Origin of the sequence: Paenibacillus sp. Y412MC10 (genome assembly GCF_000024685.1) — a bacterium.
Lineage (GTDB): Bacteria > Bacillota > Bacilli > Paenibacillales > Paenibacillaceae > Paenibacillus_AQ > Paenibacillus_AQ lautus_A.
The window spans coordinates 7,009,046-7,024,138 of the sequence record NC_013406.1 but is presented as its reverse complement, the minus strand read 5'-3'; the positions used below and the strand labels follow the sequence as shown (position 1 = coordinate 7,024,138).

Sequence of the window (15,093 nt, the reverse complement as noted above, 5' to 3'; positions counted from 1 at the left end):
GGTAAGAAATGAGCAAAACCAAAAAAATTCTTATCGCCGTTTCTTTCCTTGTATTGGTATTTTCGCTCTTTAATTTTTCGAGAACTCTCTTGCGGGATTATGCGGAGCAGCAGAAAATCGAAGAGCTGGCAACAGCTTGGGAGGAAGGGTCGGACAAAGGCGGAGGGGCTGCATCCCCCTCCGTTTTGTTCAATAAGGCGAATGAGCCGGTCATGCTTCCCGAATTTCGAGAGCTTTACGAGAGGAACTCGGACATCGTCGGCTGGCTGAAGATGGACGGCACCCGAATTGAGTACCCGGTCATGCAGAATCCACAGGATGCGGATTACTATCTCAATCATGATTTCGATAAAAAGGAAAACCAAGGCGGCCTCCCCTTTTTGGACGCGCATAGCCGGACCAATGGTTCGGACATTTTGCTGATTCATGGCCATCACATGAAAAGCGGCTGGATGTTTAAAGATTTAATGAAGTACAAGAACGAAAGCTTTTATAGAGAGCATGCCACGTTCCAGTTCAGCACGCTTTACGAAAAGGAAGAGTATGAGATTGTTGCCGTCATTCTGTCACAAGTTTATCGCAAATCGGACGACGTTTTTAAATACTACCAGATTGAGAATGTAAGTACGCCCGCCGAGTTCGATTCGTATGTTCACAACATCAAAAAACTCGCTCTTTATGACACGGGCGTAACAGCCCGGTATGGCGACAAGCTTATTGTACTGTCCACGTGCGAGTACTCGACCGAAAACGGCCGGTTAGCGGTGGTCGCCCGAAAGCGTTTATGACGATGTTGAAACAGGAAATCAAGTTGTTTTATATCGCGTTCTTCCCTTGGAGGACGCGGTTTTTTTTGCCCGGAAGCAAAAACGGAATCGACGCACAAGCGCACAATAACGTCTACTAGGCGGAATACCAGCGTACTGTCGATATGGGCGAAGTATGTGGATAAAAAATGAAAGAACCCTCCAAACCTGGAGAGTTCTTTTCTTTCATTGAGTACCGATCCACTTATCCACTTCATGAATCTTAAAAACGCGGTCATGTCGACGGGGCTTCACAAGACGCTGAAGACCCTGATTTTGTCCTTTCCGCAAGCTTCGTAATCGACTCAATGTCTTGATCCGTTAATTGGTCAAGGAAATGTTTGCGTATTGCCTTGGAGACTATGGGACGGGCATCATCCAATGCCGATTTTCCGGCGGGAGTGATGACGACTTGGACACCACGATCCGTGTCTAATGGTTTCCTCATCACAAGTCTGCGTTTTTCCATTCGCGTCAGATGATGTGACAATCGACTCTTATCCCAGTTCATCGAGTCGGCCAATTCCTGTTGGCGAAGGCTTCCGTTCCCCAAGAGGTCTAACCGATCCAATACCCCATAATCACCCTCAGATAGTCCTGTATGCTCAGACATCTCTTTTATGACACGACCGAAAATGCTCTGAAAGGAGCCTTTCCACATGTGCCATATTCGCATTTCCTCTTCGTTCAGCTCGTTCTTATCCATAGGAACATCATAGCATGGTTGACGTGTCAACTACAATGTGTTATCGTTACTTTGGTTGACGCATCAACCTGTAAATTCGGTTTTTATCAGGATACTGCTTGACCGCTTCTTCCCTTCAACGGTTGGGCCAATCTTTCTCCAAGAAAGGAACATCTATTATGGAAATCAACATTAGTATGTCTGCTCCGGTCATCTCGGTGAAACCGGTAGTTCTATCGGCACCAGGGCGCGGCGAGGATCTGCAAGTGCGAGTGTCTGCACCCGCGGCAGGAAGTGAATTGCCTATTATTGTTTTCTCGCACGGCTTTGGCTGGTCGCTGGACGGCTACGGCCCGTTGGCCGACTACTGGGCTGCTCACGGCTTCGTGGTCATTCAACCCACTCATCTCGACTCGAGGACGCTGAACCTTCCTCCTGACGATCCCCGCACGCCACGGATCTGGCGTTTCCGAGTCGAGGACCTGAAGCGCATCCTCGATCAGCTTGATCTTATCGAAGCTTCCGTTCCCGGTCTTAGTGGGCGCCTCGATCGGAGCCGCATCGCCGCAGCCGGCCACTCCTGGGGAGGCCAGACGGTGAGCATGCTGCTCGGCGCGCGAGTCCTCGATCACAACGGCGAGCCGGGAGAGGATATGTCCGACTCGCGCATCAAGGCGGGCGTGCTGCTTGCCACGACTGGCAAGGGTGGAGCTGACTTGAGTCCGTTCGCGGCAGAGCACTTTCCCTTCATGAACCCGAGCTTCGCGGAGATGAGCACGCCGACCCTCGTGGTAGCGGGGGACCATGACCAGTCCAGACTGTCCACTCGGGGGCCGGACTGGTTCACCGACCCGTACTTCCTGAGCACGGGCAGCAAGAGCCTGCTCACTCTCTTCGGGGCAGAGCACTCGCTCGGCGGGATCTCCGGCTATAGCGTCGCGGAGACGACGGATGAGAGCCCCGAACGAGTTGCCTTGATCCAGCGGCTCACGTTGGCCTACCTTCGCAACGCGCTCGACCTTGAAGATTCCAGCTGGTCGGCAGCTTGTGCAGCTCTGGAAGAGAGCGCCATCCCGCTGGGGCGTATTGAGTCCAAGTAAGGGAAGTAGAAAATGAGATAGACAGCCTTTGCTAACACTGGGAATTAGCAAAGGCTGTTTCTATTCTGGAGGATTGTTACAAGTTTGGACTATTCAAAATTAGGACAGCCAAAAATTCTGGCAGAGCGTCACGATTTCACTTGAACCTTACGTAACGTAATGTTTTACAATAGAGCTACCGGTACATAGCTAGCGCCAAAGAGTGGAGATGGTTCATGAAGAGACATTGGAAGGTCGGGGATCTCGCCAAGCTGACGGGGCTTACCGTCCGAACCCTGCGGTTTTATGATCAAATCGGGTTGTTCTCTCCGTCGGGGCAAACGGAATCCGGCCACAGGCTGTACAATGAATCGGATTTGTCGCGTTTGCACCAGATATTATCGCTTAAGGAGCTGGGATTATCTCTGGAGGAGATTAAATCGGCCTTGAATGGCGGGCAGATCAGTCCGCTTGAGATCGTGGAACTGCAGATCGACCAAATCAAAGAACAGATTAAACTGCAGCAGAAACTATTGGAGCAGCTAAGATATGTATCCAAGCTTATGCAGGGCAAGGCGGAATTAACGGTTGAAGATTTCACGAGCCTTCTGCAGGCGATGAAGATGAGATTTGAGAAACCGGTCATTGAGCGGCAAACGGGTTGGGAGCGACATTTGGACCTGTTGGGAGATTTTCTTGCCGAAGAGAATGGAATTTCGAAACATAAGGAGGAAAATGAATGAACGAACGATTCGTCAAGCATGGAACCTTCGTCGTAGAACGGATTTATGCGGCTACACCGGAGAGGGTTTATCAAGCATGGGCCGACCCGATTGCTAAAGCCAAGTGGTTTTCGAAGCCGGAGATCTTCGATTTCCAGGTTGGGGGACGGGAGTACAGCCGCGGCGGGCCGCCGGAAGGGCCGGTCTTTACCTTCGATGCCAGCTACCAGGAGCTTGTTCCAGAGCAGCGTATTGTCTATACGTACACATTGGATTCAGGTGACGTACGTGTCTCCGTCTCGATCACAACGGTCGAGCTTATCAAGGTAGAGGGTGGTACGAAGTTGATTTTCACAGAGCAAGGTGCATTCTTTGACGGACACGATACGCCAGAAATACGGGAACACGGGACTAACATCATGTTGGAGACACTGGGCAAGGTAGTAGAAGGGGAGTAGGAACATGACCATAGGTGAGAATGAATTTATCGCTTCGCGCGAGTACGATGTCCCGCAGGAGATTGTGTATCGGGCATGGACAACCCCTGATTTATTAGCAAAATGGTGGGGGCCCAAAGGCTTCAGCAATACGTTTCACGAGTGCGATATGAGGCCGGGAGGTACGTGGAAGTTCACCATGCACGGACCGGATGGCGTGGATTATCCTAACCATAATGTCTTTGTTGAGTTCGTGCCGACGGAGCGGGTCGTGATTGATCATCTAAACGTTCACGAATTTCGGGTGACGGCTACCTTTGAGGGCTTCGATGGCCGCACCAAGGTCACCTTCCGTCAACGTTTCAAGAAACAAGAGGATTTTGAAAAAGCTAAGCCCATCTGCGTAGAAGCTAATGAACAGCTGCTTGACCGACTTGGCAAGGTGCTGGCGGAATTGGCCGACTAGCTTTGTAAAGTGATATCGCATTGACCCGAAATGACTGCTGCCTAGGTGATGACTCTAAAATGGTCGCCGTTCACGATCCCTGCCGGGGAATCGGACGGCGATTTTTGTTTTAGTAACGGAAGGCACCGGTAGAGATCTGTAGCGCCTATCAAGGCGGATCTTCCTTTGCTGATTTCTCCGTCAGCTGAGCCGTGAGCACAACCGAATTTGAATGCTCTCGCTTAAAGTCGGGTATCGAAGAATTATATAACCGATATTAGCCGGCTATCGCAACCTTCAGTCGCTACTTGTTAAAATATATTCACTTAGTTTGGTAAGAAATGTTGACCATCTCGCTTGAAATTCGGGGTCAGTCGACTCGACTCCAGTAATGATGTTGGCAATATTGCTGAAGATAATGGGATACGTCGTTAGAGCGGTTAATGCCAGTGCTAGAAGTTCAGGCTCAAGCTCTTGCGGTACTATCCCCTTTTTCTTTTGATCCTTCCAATAAGCTGTATAGGATTGAAGTGCGAGCTCGGACGGGTGGTCATGATTTATTGTTCGCCGACCTGAAAATTCAGGTGAAAAGTAGGTAGACTCAGGACAAACGATCTCTATAATGGAATAAGAGACATATGTTGCGAGGGGAAAAGGTGAGACGATTTGAAAGCAAATCGGATGGAAGCATTCAGCGATGGCGTGTTGGCCATTATTATTACGATCATGGTGCTGGAATTCAAAGTGCCGGAAGGCCATGACTGGCATGCGCTAGTCGAGCTTGGCCCCAAAATAATTAGTTATATTTTCAGTTTCGTCTATGTCGGCATCTACTGGAACAATCATCATCACCTGCTGCATATGGTTCGAACGATGAACGGAAGGTTGATGTGGCTCAACTTGCTGCTCCTATTCTGGCTATCCCTTGTGCCTTTCACGACAGCTTGGATGGGGGAAAGCCATTTTGCACCTACACCCACGGCGCTGTACGGGATCATTCTATTCCTAGCTGCGCTCTCGTACTGGCTGCTTCAGCGCATGATTATGAACCAGCATTCCGGCGATTCCTCATTCGTTGGAACGATGGGTAAAAATCGGAAGGGGAAACTCTCTCCTTTACTCTACTTGACGGCGGCCTTGACCGCATATGTGAGTGTTTGGATATCCGGCTTCTTTTTCGTACTTGTTGCCGTAATCTGGTTCATGCCCGATAAGCGAATCGAGCATGCCCTGAGAAGCCAATAAGAAAGACTCTTCGATTCTCGCATGCGGGCGGGCTTCGAAGAGCTTTTTTGGTTTATAGCGCTTGCTTTTGTTCGATCCTGGTTTTACTTTTCATCGGCATAAATAATGTGATAACTAACGCGATGACGGCCAGGATCATCATGAAGGAATAGGCGTCGCTTGCCCCTAAAATGGAAGTAAGGGATTTAAGGAGCTCAGCAGTCGTTGTAGGATTGTTCTGCATCACATCAGCTGCATGGCTGGTTGCTTGCACGGTATAAATCGTGATCACAACGGCAGTACCAATGGCGCCGGCTATTTGGCGAACGGTATTGTTCACCGCGGTACCGTGCGTACCGAGGTGTTTGGGCAGCGCATTGAGACCGGCCGTATTGAGCGGCATGGTAATGAAGCTTAATCCGATCCGCAGGCCAATGGTACGAATCATCAAATACATATACGTGGTCGACTCAGATAAATCTGTTACCGCCCACATGGATGGAATAATAAACAGCAAACCAATGATGAACAGCGGCCTCGCACCGAATCGGTCGTATAACCTGCCGGTGACGGGTGACATCAGCGCATTGACAACCGCACCCGGCAATAAGAGCAGTCCTGCATCGAATGCCGTAAAACCACGACCATCCTGCAGATAAATAGGCAGTAAGATCATGTCCGCGTACATCAACATCGTGACTAATACGTTAATTAGGGACGTTAACGTAAAGATTTTGTTTTTGAAGACAGATAGGTTCAACAGGGGATCATCGGACTTGACTTGTCGCATACAGAATATGGCCGTGACCACGATCCCGATGCCTAAGGACAGGATGACCATGGCATCGTCCCAGCCTTTACTGCCTGCACTGCTGAAGCCGTATAAAATAAAGCCGAATCCGATGGTTGATAGAAGAACGCTTCCCACATCAAGCTTTGACTTGGCCGTTTCGGAGACATTGACCAAATATTTGAATGCCAATGCGATGACCATGATGACAAGTGGGATGAGACCGATAAATAACCACCGCCAAGAGTGGTATTCGACAATAAATCCCGCGAGCGTCGGCCCAATGGCCGGAGCGAAAATCATGGCCAGTCCCAGCAGCCCCATAGCACTGCCGCGTTTTTCAACGGGAAAGATGGCGAGCACAACACTCATCATGAGGGGCATCACGATTCCTGCACCGGCTGCTTGGACCATCCGTCCTAACAAGAGCACAACAAAGCTTGGCGCCGCCGCGCAGATGACTGAACCGATCAATAAAAACGACATGGCGCTTATAAATAATTGCCGCGTGGTAAAGCGTTTCATTAAATAGGCCGTAATCGGGATCAATATCCCGTTGACCAGCATAAATCCCGTTGAAATCCATTGGACGGTGGCTGCCGTGACATCAAATACATCCATTAGATTGCTTAAGGCGACATTTAACAGCGTTTGATTGAGCGTGGATAAGAAACAACCAAGGATTAAGATGGTTAGTAATATCCCTTTATTTATGTTCTTTATGTCTTCTTGCATGGCTGCGGTCCTCTCTTCATTGCTTTTTCGACACAGTGTCAATAAAATATATCTTAACAGCATTGAAGAGCGATTCCTATTTACAATTCTGCTGAAACTGTCGACTAAACGACAGTATGGGAAGATCGGTCGATGAACTGTCAAATAAACGATAATCGAGGGATGACATGCCTGAACATAAAAGAGTGGATCCACGAGCCGTTCGCTCCAAAAAGCTGCTGAAACAGGCCGTTTTTTCATTACTGGCCGACAATCTGGAAATCTCTCAATTGACCGTCCAAAAAATTGCAACCCGCGCAGAGCTAAATCGCGCCACGTTTTATTTGCATTATGAGGATATTAATGATTTGCTGCGCCAGATCGTGCATGAGATCTTTGACGACCTGTCCATGAAAGTCGAGCCGTTATTACAAGTGAAGAGCAGAAACGAACGGGAGCAGCTAATTACATTTTTATATTATTTTTATGAATACCGAAAAATTTTCGCCGTGTTAGTTGAGCATACGGGCTTCAAAATCCACTTGTCGAACCTATTGAAAAACACGATAGAACAACGCAGAGACGCAAGAAACATCCATTCCACAAGTCGGGTTGCCTCCGTTGATATTGTGGCAGCATCGCTTCTGGGGATTATTATGTGGTGGATTAAGGATGGTACCGAGCATAGCGCCGAATACATTGCGGATCAGATTACCTTGATGTATAGAAGAAAGTATGTGTAACCGATGAGGGCAAAGAGGTAAAGCTTGGAACGTTAGAACCAACATGCATAGGAACATTGCAAATATTCCCAGTCCTCTATATGATGGACCTATCTTATGTAAAAAGCCTATCAAAAGAGATACATCCGCTTAAATGCACTGGGAAATCATCAAAAAATAATAGTGACAGCCAGTTTAGATATCCTGGCCCGGGAGGAGAAGAACATGCACACATGGGAAAGTTTAATGAAGCAATTAGAGCAGCTGGGCATTGACGGAAAAGGGACCTTGCTGGTCCATTCTTCCATGAAGAGCATGGGGCCGGTCGAAGGCGGCGCGGACACGGTCCTCGATGCGCTGACAGCGTATATGAAAGAGGGGCTGCTGGTGCTGCCCACCCACACGTGGTCTTATATCAATGCGGATAATCCGAAGTTTTACGTGGACCAATCCCCATCTTGCGTCGGCATCCTGCCCGAGCTGTTTCGCAAACGTGCGGGTGTGGTGCGTTCGCTGCACCCCACGCATTCCGTGGCGGCACTGGGCCAGGATGCCATCCCGTTCACAAACGACGATCATCGTTTCGACACGCCCTGCGCTAGAGGATCCGCTTGGGGCAAGCTGCTTGACCGCAAGGCGACGATTTTGTTAGTGGGTGTCGATTTAAAGCGCAACACTTTTATTCATGGAGTCGAGGAGTGGGTGGACATCCCGGGCAGGTTAACGGATGGCCATGAGAAGCTGTACACGGTTTTACCGGATGGAACGGAAATCCCGGTGCCTTCCCGCAGACATTGCGGGTTGTCGTGGTCGGAGCATTTTTGGAAGGTCGAGGAGGTCCTGGAAAGTCGGGGCGCGATGCATAAGGGGCATCTTGGCGATGCCGTCGTCCGGGTATGCGATGCGGCCGCGGTGGCGGATGTCATAACGGAAATGCTCAAGGACAATCCGGATTTGTTCTCGGATAATCAACCCTTGGACCATACCATGCATAACGTTTAGACGAGGACTTTCATCGCAAGCGCCCGAAGATATGAAGCATTGCGAACGCTGCGAATTGTGCAAACAACGGAATCGCTTCATCTGGGGTGAAGGCAATCCGCAAGGCTCGCTGATGATGATCCTGGATAATCCGGGAGCCCGGGAAGACCGGGAAGACCGGGAAGGAAATCCGTTCTTGTACGGGACCCGGGAAACCCTCCAACTCGGCATGAGGGAAGCGGGCATGGATATCCACTCGGTTTACGTCGCCTATTTGCTGAAACGCCGGCCAACCCGTGCTTACGATAAGCCTGCAACCCGAGCCGCATGCCTTCCGCATTTGCAGTCGCAGCTCCTTCAGAAGCAGCCGCTATTATTATTTGGCTTTGGCAATGTCGTAGTCGAAGGATTATTCCCGCAGAAGGAGAATGCCACCGTCAAGGAGCTGCGGGGGAGCTGGCATGAATTTGAAGGAATCCCGATTGGCTTTACCTATCATCCGCTGGCCGTTAGAAGAAGACTCAATTTGCTAAGATTCTTTGTCGAGGATTTGAAAGGTTTGAGGGCGAAGTGGGAGGAGAGAGCAGGGAGGGGGACATAAAAAGGAGCGAACGCACCCGGCGTTCGCTCCTTTTGCTGCAGCTTATTTCATCAAGGTCTCCATAAAATGTTCCTGAAACCGCTTGGCGTCGACGCCGATGCAGACGTTAACGTTCGGCTGGTCGGTACAACGCGGACGCAGATCGGCAATGGTTCTGCCATAGGAGTGGATGCCTTCCAGATCTACCTGGAGCACCATCGGCTGGACCTCGACCAGGGTCGGGTCGATCGCCACGGCTACCGCCAGCGGATCATGCAGGGCACAACCGGTCCGGTCGCCATAGGCTTCCCGGTAGCCTCCGATATAGTAGGAAGTCATGTCCGCCAAAAAGCGGGTCAGGTCCGAATCCAGATCTCTCCAGCGCTGGATATCCTTTAGACTGAGCTCGGTCTGCATGGTCACATCCAGTCCGACCAGCGTAATCGGAGCTCCGGATTGGAAAACGAGCTGGGCCGCTTCCGGGTCGGAGTATACATTCGCTTCCGCATGCATCCGGCGGTTGCCCGCCACGCCCACGGCTCCGCCCATCACGATAATCTGACGGACCAGCGACGCTATCTCCGGCGCCTGCAGAATGGCCGCAGCCAGATTGGTCAACGGGCCGACACAGATGAGCGTTACCTGCTTCGGATATCGCCGGACCTGATCCACCATAAAGGCCGCGGCGGATGTTGAGACCGGCTTGGCTGCAGGATCGGGAAATGCCAAGTTGCCGAGCCCATTCTCGCCATGAAACTGGACGGGATAGGACTTCATCGAGGGATGGAACAAGGGGGCGGCTTCCCCCATGGCGACTGGAACCCCGGCTGCGCCAAGCCGTTCCAGCACATGGAGCGTATTCCGGGTTGCATCCTCCACCGGTACGTTTCCGAAGCAAGTCGTTATTCCAAGGATATCGAGAGCCGAAGACCGGACAGCGTAGGCAATCGCCAGCGCGTCGTCAACGCCGGTATCCACATCCAAGACGATTCGATGCATCAATCATGCTCCTTCCTCTGACGGTTACGATAGCACCGTTTGGATATAATGTTGCAGGAATACCTCTTCACGGACCTGCATGCAGACGGAGGCATTAGTCCGTGACTGCGGGCGTCTGAAGTCGACCAGCGTTGCGCCGGAAGATACCTGTCCTTTTGTCTCGATATAGACGTAATAATCCTCCATCTCCACCAGGGAAGCGTCCTCGACGACAGCCAGCGCCAGCGGATCATGCATCAGCCGGTATCTGCCCTCGTTCAAGCGGTCGCTTGCCTCAAAGCTGAAGGTGAATATATGCTGCATGAAAGCTTTTAACTCTGCCTGTTCCTCCGTGAAGCCGCTCATGAGCTGTTGATAATGAGCTTCGCCGAACCTGGCCTTTCCGGTCACGTCCAGGCCCACCATCGTAATCGGAATCCCGGACTCGAACACCCGGTGCGCCGCTTCGGGATCGCCGTGGATGTTGGCCTCGGACACGGGCGTTATATTGCCCGGCACTTTGATGGCCCCTCCCATCAGCACCAGCTTGGCTTTCTGCGCGATCGACGGGTCCTTGGCGAGCGCCACCGCCAAATTAGTCAGCCTGCCGGTGAAGACCAGCGTAATGTCATGCGCTTGTTCCCGCACCTTCCGCACGATGAAATCGGATGCCCTCTCGTTCACCGGCGATCGGCGCGCCTCCGGCAGTTCATATCCGGCCAGGCCGTTGGCTCCATGAATGGCGGTTACGTTCTCCCGGCGAGGGCGAAACAAAGGGGCATCCGCTCCCATGGCAACGGGAATTTCGTACCGGGGCTGAGCCAATTCGAGCACCTGGAGCGTATTCTTCGTCGCCTGCTTCACGTCCACATTGCCGAATACCGTTGTAATGCCTTCTATATGCAGCTTATTGGACTTCACGGCAAAGATGAGCGCCAGGGCATCATCCACGCCGGTATCCACATCCAAGAGGATGTGTTTAACCTGCTCCTGCTCCATATTCTTGTCACTCCCTTACTCCATCACTTATGCTTGGCAAGCTCGTCCGCAAGCTCCGGTATCGCCAGGATGTTATCGCCGATATTCAGGGAGTGGCTGAGCCTGCTGATATGCGGCTGCTTCAGCATCGCCTGCTCCAGCACATCCGGATTCCAGAAGATGGCCCGCTTGTCGTCGTCCGCAATGACCTGACGGTTCGCCATGACGATGACCCGCTGGAAGTTGTTCACGACAAATTCCATATCATGCGTGATGGTGATGATGGTTTTTCCTTCCTGGTTTAAAGCCTCGATCAGATGGGCGAGCCGCGCCATGGCCGGAAGATCCTGACCTGCCGTCGGCTCATCCAGAATGATGACGCTGGAATCCATCGCAATGACGGAGGCAATCGTTACGAATTTACGCATGGAATAGGGCAAATTGTAAGGATTGTCCTTTAGAAACGGAACGACGCCTGCCAGCTCCGCCGCCTTCATGACATTCGCTTTGACCTGTTCTTCCGGTAGGCCCAGCTTGCGGGGGCCGAATTCAATCTCGCTGTACACATCGTTATGAAAAATCTGGTCGTCTGGGTTCTGGAACACGTAGCCGACCTTCCGCGATATTTGCGCGGTGGTATAATCCCGCGTATTCCAGCCGTCAATGACGACATCCCCCTCGGAAGGCTTGAGGAGCCCGTTCATCATCTTGACGGTGGTCGTTTTACCTGCCCCGTTCTGGCCGACAATGGCAACGGATTCCCCCTTTCGGAAGGACATGTTGACGCCATCCACCGCTTTGTAGCCGTTCGGATAGGCAAAGGAAACATTCGTCAAAGTCAGAAAGCTCATGCGTTAACCCCCTTCTTCATCCATGTCTTCACGGCCTCAAGGGCTTCTTTTTCCGTTAAGGGGATGCTCCCGAGATCCATCCCCCGTTTGCGCATGTCCAGGCCGAACAGCGAGTATTGGGGGAGCGCGGCTCCGAATGCCAGGGCACGCTCATCGGTAAGAATCTCCTGTGAGCTGCCTTGCATGGCCACTTCACCCTCGTTCAGCAGGATGACATTGTCGGCATATTCGGCGATCAGCTCAATTTTATGTTCGACGAGAATGATCGTTTTCCCCTTTTTCTTCATCAGCTCGATAATCTTGAACACTTCTTCCGTTCCCTTCGGATCAAGCTGCGAGGTCGGCTCGTCAATGACCAGTACATCCGGCTCCATGACGATGATGGAGGCGAGCGCAACCCGCTGCTTCTGGCCGCCGGAGAGCTCGAACGGGTTTTTGTCCCGCAAATAACCGATCTCCAGCATGTTGATGACCTGATCTACCTTCTCCCGGATCAGTGCGGGCTCCATGCCCAGATTTTCCAGGCCGAATGCAATCTCTTCAAACACGTTATCCTTCACGCCACTGATCTGTGTAAAAGGATTCTGGAACACATAGCCGATTTTTTGGGAGAGCTCGCCCATTTCCCATTCGCGGATATCCTTGCCTTCGATCAGCACCTCGCCGCGCAGATCTCCCTTATAGAAGTGAGGGATAAACCCGCGAATGACGTTGCACAGGGTTGTTTTTCCGCCTCCGTTGGCCCCGATCAGCGCATACAGCTTGCCTCTTTCGATCGTTACGTTCACGTTCTTGAGTGCATCGGACTCGCTGATCGGATATTGGTAGGATAAATTCTTGATCGTAATGATACTCATAGCGCAACTCTCCAGACGATTAAGATAGCAAGCAGTACGACCAGCAGAATTCGAACCAGCCGATCATGCTTTGTTTTCTCCAGTTTGTAGATGCTGCTTTTTTTGACATTGGCCGAGAAGGCTCTCGACTCCAGCGTCAGTACCCGTTCCTCCGTGCTAGCCACGGATCCGAGAATAAGCGGACTAAGGGTCGGCAGGAAGGCCTTCATGCGGACAAGCAGCTTGCCTTCGGTTTCAACGCCTCGTGTTTTTTGGGCATCCATGATGACGTGGGTCAGCTTTTTCATCTCCGGGATGAGCTGCAAGGTGGACAAGATGACATAGGTTACTTTGGACGGCAGGCCGATCTGTTCCAGGGAATGCACCAAATCCTTGACCTTGGTGATGCGGAAGAACAGAATGAAGGCCGATGCGACCGCCACGATTTTGGATGTCAGGAACAGGGCGAATTCCAGTCCTTCCCGCTTGATGGAGAAGATGCTCCAGCTCCACAGAATGTCGTTGCCGGGATAGAAGAAGCTCTGCAGGATAAAGATGAACACAACAATCATCAGCAGAGCCTTAATCGCCAGATTGGAAAACTCCTTAAAGCTGCCGGCGAAGTAGGCCAGCACCATGCAAATCGGCAGAACCGCGTAGCTGAACCCGTAGCCGGGCACGATAAATGCGGCCAAACATAAAGCGATGATAATCATAAACTTGGTTGTTGGATAAAGACGGCTCAACAAGGACCGTTCGTTATTCACAAGAACCCCTCCTTTATGAAAGCGTATCCATTACGGACTATACGTCATTTCTTTTTGATAAAAGCTGCACCGTAATTGAGCTTGGACAAGTACCTTGGGGACATCTTCATCACGATGACAAAGGCAATGACGTTGCTGATGATTTTGTCGACGCTTTCCACCAGGATTTTGGTTGAGAATACCGCTGTCCAGATCTGCTGACCGGAGGCCAGGAATGTAGCAACCACGGCATCCGAAGAGTTGCCGGTCGCTCCGCCGAACATCAGCACCTGGATCGGAGAGGCCACGATCAGAACGGTCAGTACGACAGCGAATGAAGACAAGATGACTTTCCACAGCTTCGTATACATGCCTCTCATGGAGAGCAGGCCGACCACCAGACCGACGGCCATTTGTACAGGCGTAAATGCGAACGAGACCGGGTTCGTTATGCCGACAACAAGATTGGTGCTCGCCCCCGTAATCATACCGACCCAAGGACCGGCGATCATGGCCGTCAGAATCGTCCCGATGGTGTTCAGGTAAATCGGCAGCTTGAGCAGCAGTATGATTTGCGCACCGACAAAGTTGATGGCGATCCCGATCGGGATCAACAAAATGGCCAACAACGAAAAATCATATTTAAATCCGCGTTTGATTCCCATTGATTTTTCCCCCTAGAGCATAGTTAGTTTTCAAGCAATCCCTATTCGTCCGCTAAGATGGTATGGAGCGCGACCTCGACCATGTCGTGGAAGGACTTCTCGCTGTCTTGATGGGACGAGCGTTCATTGGTCAGCAGATGACTGCCTACCGTCAATATGGATAGGGCCCTGACACCGTATTTAGCTGCCAGCGTGTATAGGGCGGCACTTTCCATCTCGACCGCGAGCACGCCGAACTCCATGAATTTATGAAGACGGTCCAAAGTTTCCCTATAAAATTCATCGGAATTATAGATGTTACCGACAAAGACATTCACCTGCTTCTCCTGAGCCAGTTGATGGGCTTTGCTTAACATGCCGTAATCGGCGGTTGGCGCGTAATTGCAGCCATGAAATATTTTTTCCATCAGATTGCTGTCCGAGGATACGGCTTGGGCCAGTACGATGTCGCGGACCTGAAGCTCTTTTTGCATGGCGCCGCAAGTACCGATGCGGATCAGCTTTTTGACCCCGTAATCCTGAATCAGCTCCGTCGCATATATGCTCATGGTCGGGTTGCCCATTCCCGTACCTTGGACAGAAACGGGAACTCCTTTATAAAGGCCGGTGTACCCGTACATGCCTCTCACTTCGTTGTAACAATATACCTCCTCCAAAAAGTGCTCTGCCACAAACTTCGCCCGCAGCGGATCGCCGGGCAGCAGCACGCGTTCTGCGATATCTCCCTGTTGTGCTCCCAAATGTATGCTCATCTTGCTCCTCCTGCTTACTGGCCTCCCTCTTAAGAAAGCGCTTTAATATTGTATGCCTTCATCATAGTCAGAATCGGAGGGATAACCAAGACCAGAAAGTTA

At 51.3% G+C, this 15,093-nt stretch carries 18 protein-coding genes; 9 read left to right on the top strand and 9 right to left on the bottom strand.

The genetic code is table 11. The features are described 5' to 3' along the window. Nucleotides 1-8: 8 nt before the first annotated feature. Nucleotides 9-788 carry a class B sortase gene (locus GYMC10_RS31085; protein ID WP_015738066.1) on the top strand — a complete coding sequence of 260 codons (780 nt, stop codon included), beginning with the start codon at nt 9-11 and terminating at the stop codon, nt 786-788. 253 nt (nt 789-1,041) lie between these two features. Here the strand turns inward: GYMC10_RS31085 and GYMC10_RS31080 are convergent, their stop codons facing one another. Then, complete coding sequence (locus GYMC10_RS31080; protein WP_251502094.1) at nt 1,042-1,419, bottom strand: MarR family winged helix-turn-helix transcriptional regulator; 378 nt, start codon at nt 1,417-1,419, stop codon at nt 1,042-1,044. Between the two features lie 251 nt (nt 1,420-1,670). Between GYMC10_RS31080 and GYMC10_RS31075 the strand changes: the two genes are divergently transcribed. The 5 genes from GYMC10_RS31075 (at nt 1,671) to GYMC10_RS31055 (ending at nt 5,419) form a co-directional block, all read left to right on the top strand. Continuing rightward, nucleotides 1,671-2,591 carry an alpha/beta hydrolase family protein gene (locus GYMC10_RS31075; RefSeq protein WP_015738064.1) on the top strand — a complete coding sequence of 307 codons (921 nt, stop codon included), beginning with the start codon at nt 1,671-1,673 and terminating at the stop codon, nt 2,589-2,591. A gap of 215 nt (nt 2,592-2,806) precedes the next feature. Beyond that, a complete protein-coding gene (locus tag GYMC10_RS31070; RefSeq protein WP_015738063.1) occupies nt 2,807-3,313 on the top strand; it encodes a MerR family transcriptional regulator in 507 nt (168 codons plus the stop codon). Then, a complete protein-coding gene (locus tag GYMC10_RS31065; protein WP_015738062.1) occupies nt 3,310-3,750 on the top strand; it encodes an SRPBCC family protein in 441 nt (146 codons plus the stop codon). The genes GYMC10_RS31070 and GYMC10_RS31065 overlap by 4 nt, the downstream gene beginning before the upstream one ends. 4 nt (nt 3,751-3,754) lie before the next feature. Further along, nucleotides 3,755-4,195, top strand: a complete 441-nt coding sequence (locus GYMC10_RS31060; RefSeq protein ID WP_015738061.1) for an SRPBCC family protein — start codon at nt 3,755-3,757, stop codon at nt 4,193-4,195. Nucleotides 4,196-4,840: 645 nt separating this feature from the next. Continuing rightward, a complete protein-coding gene (locus GYMC10_RS31055; RefSeq protein ID WP_015738060.1) occupies nt 4,841-5,419 on the top strand; it encodes a TMEM175 family protein in 579 nt (192 codons plus the stop codon). 52 nt (nt 5,420-5,471) lie between these two features. On the opposite strand, the gene GYMC10_RS31050 is transcribed toward GYMC10_RS31055, so the two are convergent. After that, the gene (locus GYMC10_RS31050; protein WP_036659517.1) at nt 5,472-6,923 is read right to left on the bottom strand and encodes a DHA2 family efflux MFS transporter permease subunit; all 1,452 of its coding nucleotides are present in this window, start codon (nt 6,921-6,923) and stop codon (nt 5,472-5,474) included. Between the two features lie 167 nt (nt 6,924-7,090). On the opposite strand from GYMC10_RS31050, the gene GYMC10_RS31045 reads away from it, so the two are divergent. From GYMC10_RS31045 to GYMC10_RS31035, 3 genes are all read left to right on the top strand, one after another. Further along, nucleotides 7,091-7,645 (top strand): TetR/AcrR family transcriptional regulator, encoded by a 555-nt coding sequence (locus GYMC10_RS31045; RefSeq protein ID WP_015738058.1) that lies wholly within the window; start codon nt 7,091-7,093, stop codon nt 7,643-7,645. 204 nt (nt 7,646-7,849) lie between these two features. Beyond that, the gene (locus GYMC10_RS31040; protein ID WP_015738057.1) at nt 7,850-8,626 is read left to right on the top strand and encodes an AAC(3) family N-acetyltransferase; all 777 of its coding nucleotides are present in this window, start codon (nt 7,850-7,852) and stop codon (nt 8,624-8,626) included. A gap of 31 nt (nt 8,627-8,657) precedes the next feature. Continuing rightward, nucleotides 8,658-9,206 carry a uracil-DNA glycosylase family protein gene (locus GYMC10_RS31035; RefSeq protein WP_015738056.1) on the top strand — a complete coding sequence of 183 codons (549 nt, stop codon included), beginning with the start codon at nt 8,658-8,660 and terminating at the stop codon, nt 9,204-9,206. Nucleotides 9,207-9,248: 42 nt separating this feature from the next. Here the strand turns inward: GYMC10_RS31035 and GYMC10_RS31030 are convergent, their stop codons facing one another. Genes GYMC10_RS31030 through deoD form a run of 7 tightly spaced genes read right to left on the bottom strand, consistent with a single transcriptional unit; the run spans nt 9,249 to nt 14,991 of the window. Next, entirely contained in the window at nt 9,249-10,184 is a 936-nt protein-coding gene (locus GYMC10_RS31030; protein WP_015738055.1) for a nucleoside hydrolase, read from the bottom strand. Nucleotides 10,185-10,208: 24 nt separating this feature from the next. Next, entirely contained in the window at nt 10,209-11,162 is a 954-nt protein-coding gene (locus GYMC10_RS31025; RefSeq protein ID WP_015738054.1) for a nucleoside hydrolase, read from the bottom strand. Between the two features lie 23 nt (nt 11,163-11,185). Continuing rightward, entirely contained in the window at nt 11,186-11,992 is an 807-nt protein-coding gene (locus GYMC10_RS31020; protein WP_015738053.1) for an energy-coupling factor ABC transporter ATP-binding protein, read from the bottom strand. Further along, nucleotides 11,989-12,849: an energy-coupling factor ABC transporter ATP-binding protein gene (locus GYMC10_RS31015; RefSeq protein ID WP_015738052.1), complete on the bottom strand. Its 861-nt coding sequence runs from the start codon at nt 12,847-12,849 to the stop codon at nt 11,989-11,991. Before GYMC10_RS31015 ends, GYMC10_RS31020 begins: the two co-directional genes overlap by 4 nt. Beyond that, on the bottom strand, nt 12,846-13,595 hold the full coding sequence (locus GYMC10_RS31010; RefSeq protein ID WP_015738051.1) for an energy-coupling factor transporter transmembrane component T: 750 nt from the start codon (nt 13,593-13,595) through the stop codon (nt 12,846-12,848). The genes GYMC10_RS31015 and GYMC10_RS31010 overlap by 4 nt, the downstream gene beginning before the upstream one ends. Before the next feature lie 44 nt (nt 13,596-13,639). Beyond that, complete coding sequence (locus GYMC10_RS31005) at nt 13,640-14,239, bottom strand: ECF transporter S component (protein ID WP_015738050.1); 600 nt, start codon at nt 14,237-14,239, stop codon at nt 13,640-13,642. 41 nt (nt 14,240-14,280) lie between these two features. Continuing rightward, nucleotides 14,281-14,991: a purine-nucleoside phosphorylase gene (gene deoD / locus GYMC10_RS31000; protein ID WP_015738049.1), complete on the bottom strand. Its 711-nt coding sequence runs from the start codon at nt 14,989-14,991 to the stop codon at nt 14,281-14,283. Nucleotides 14,992-15,093 lie beyond the last annotated feature (102 nt).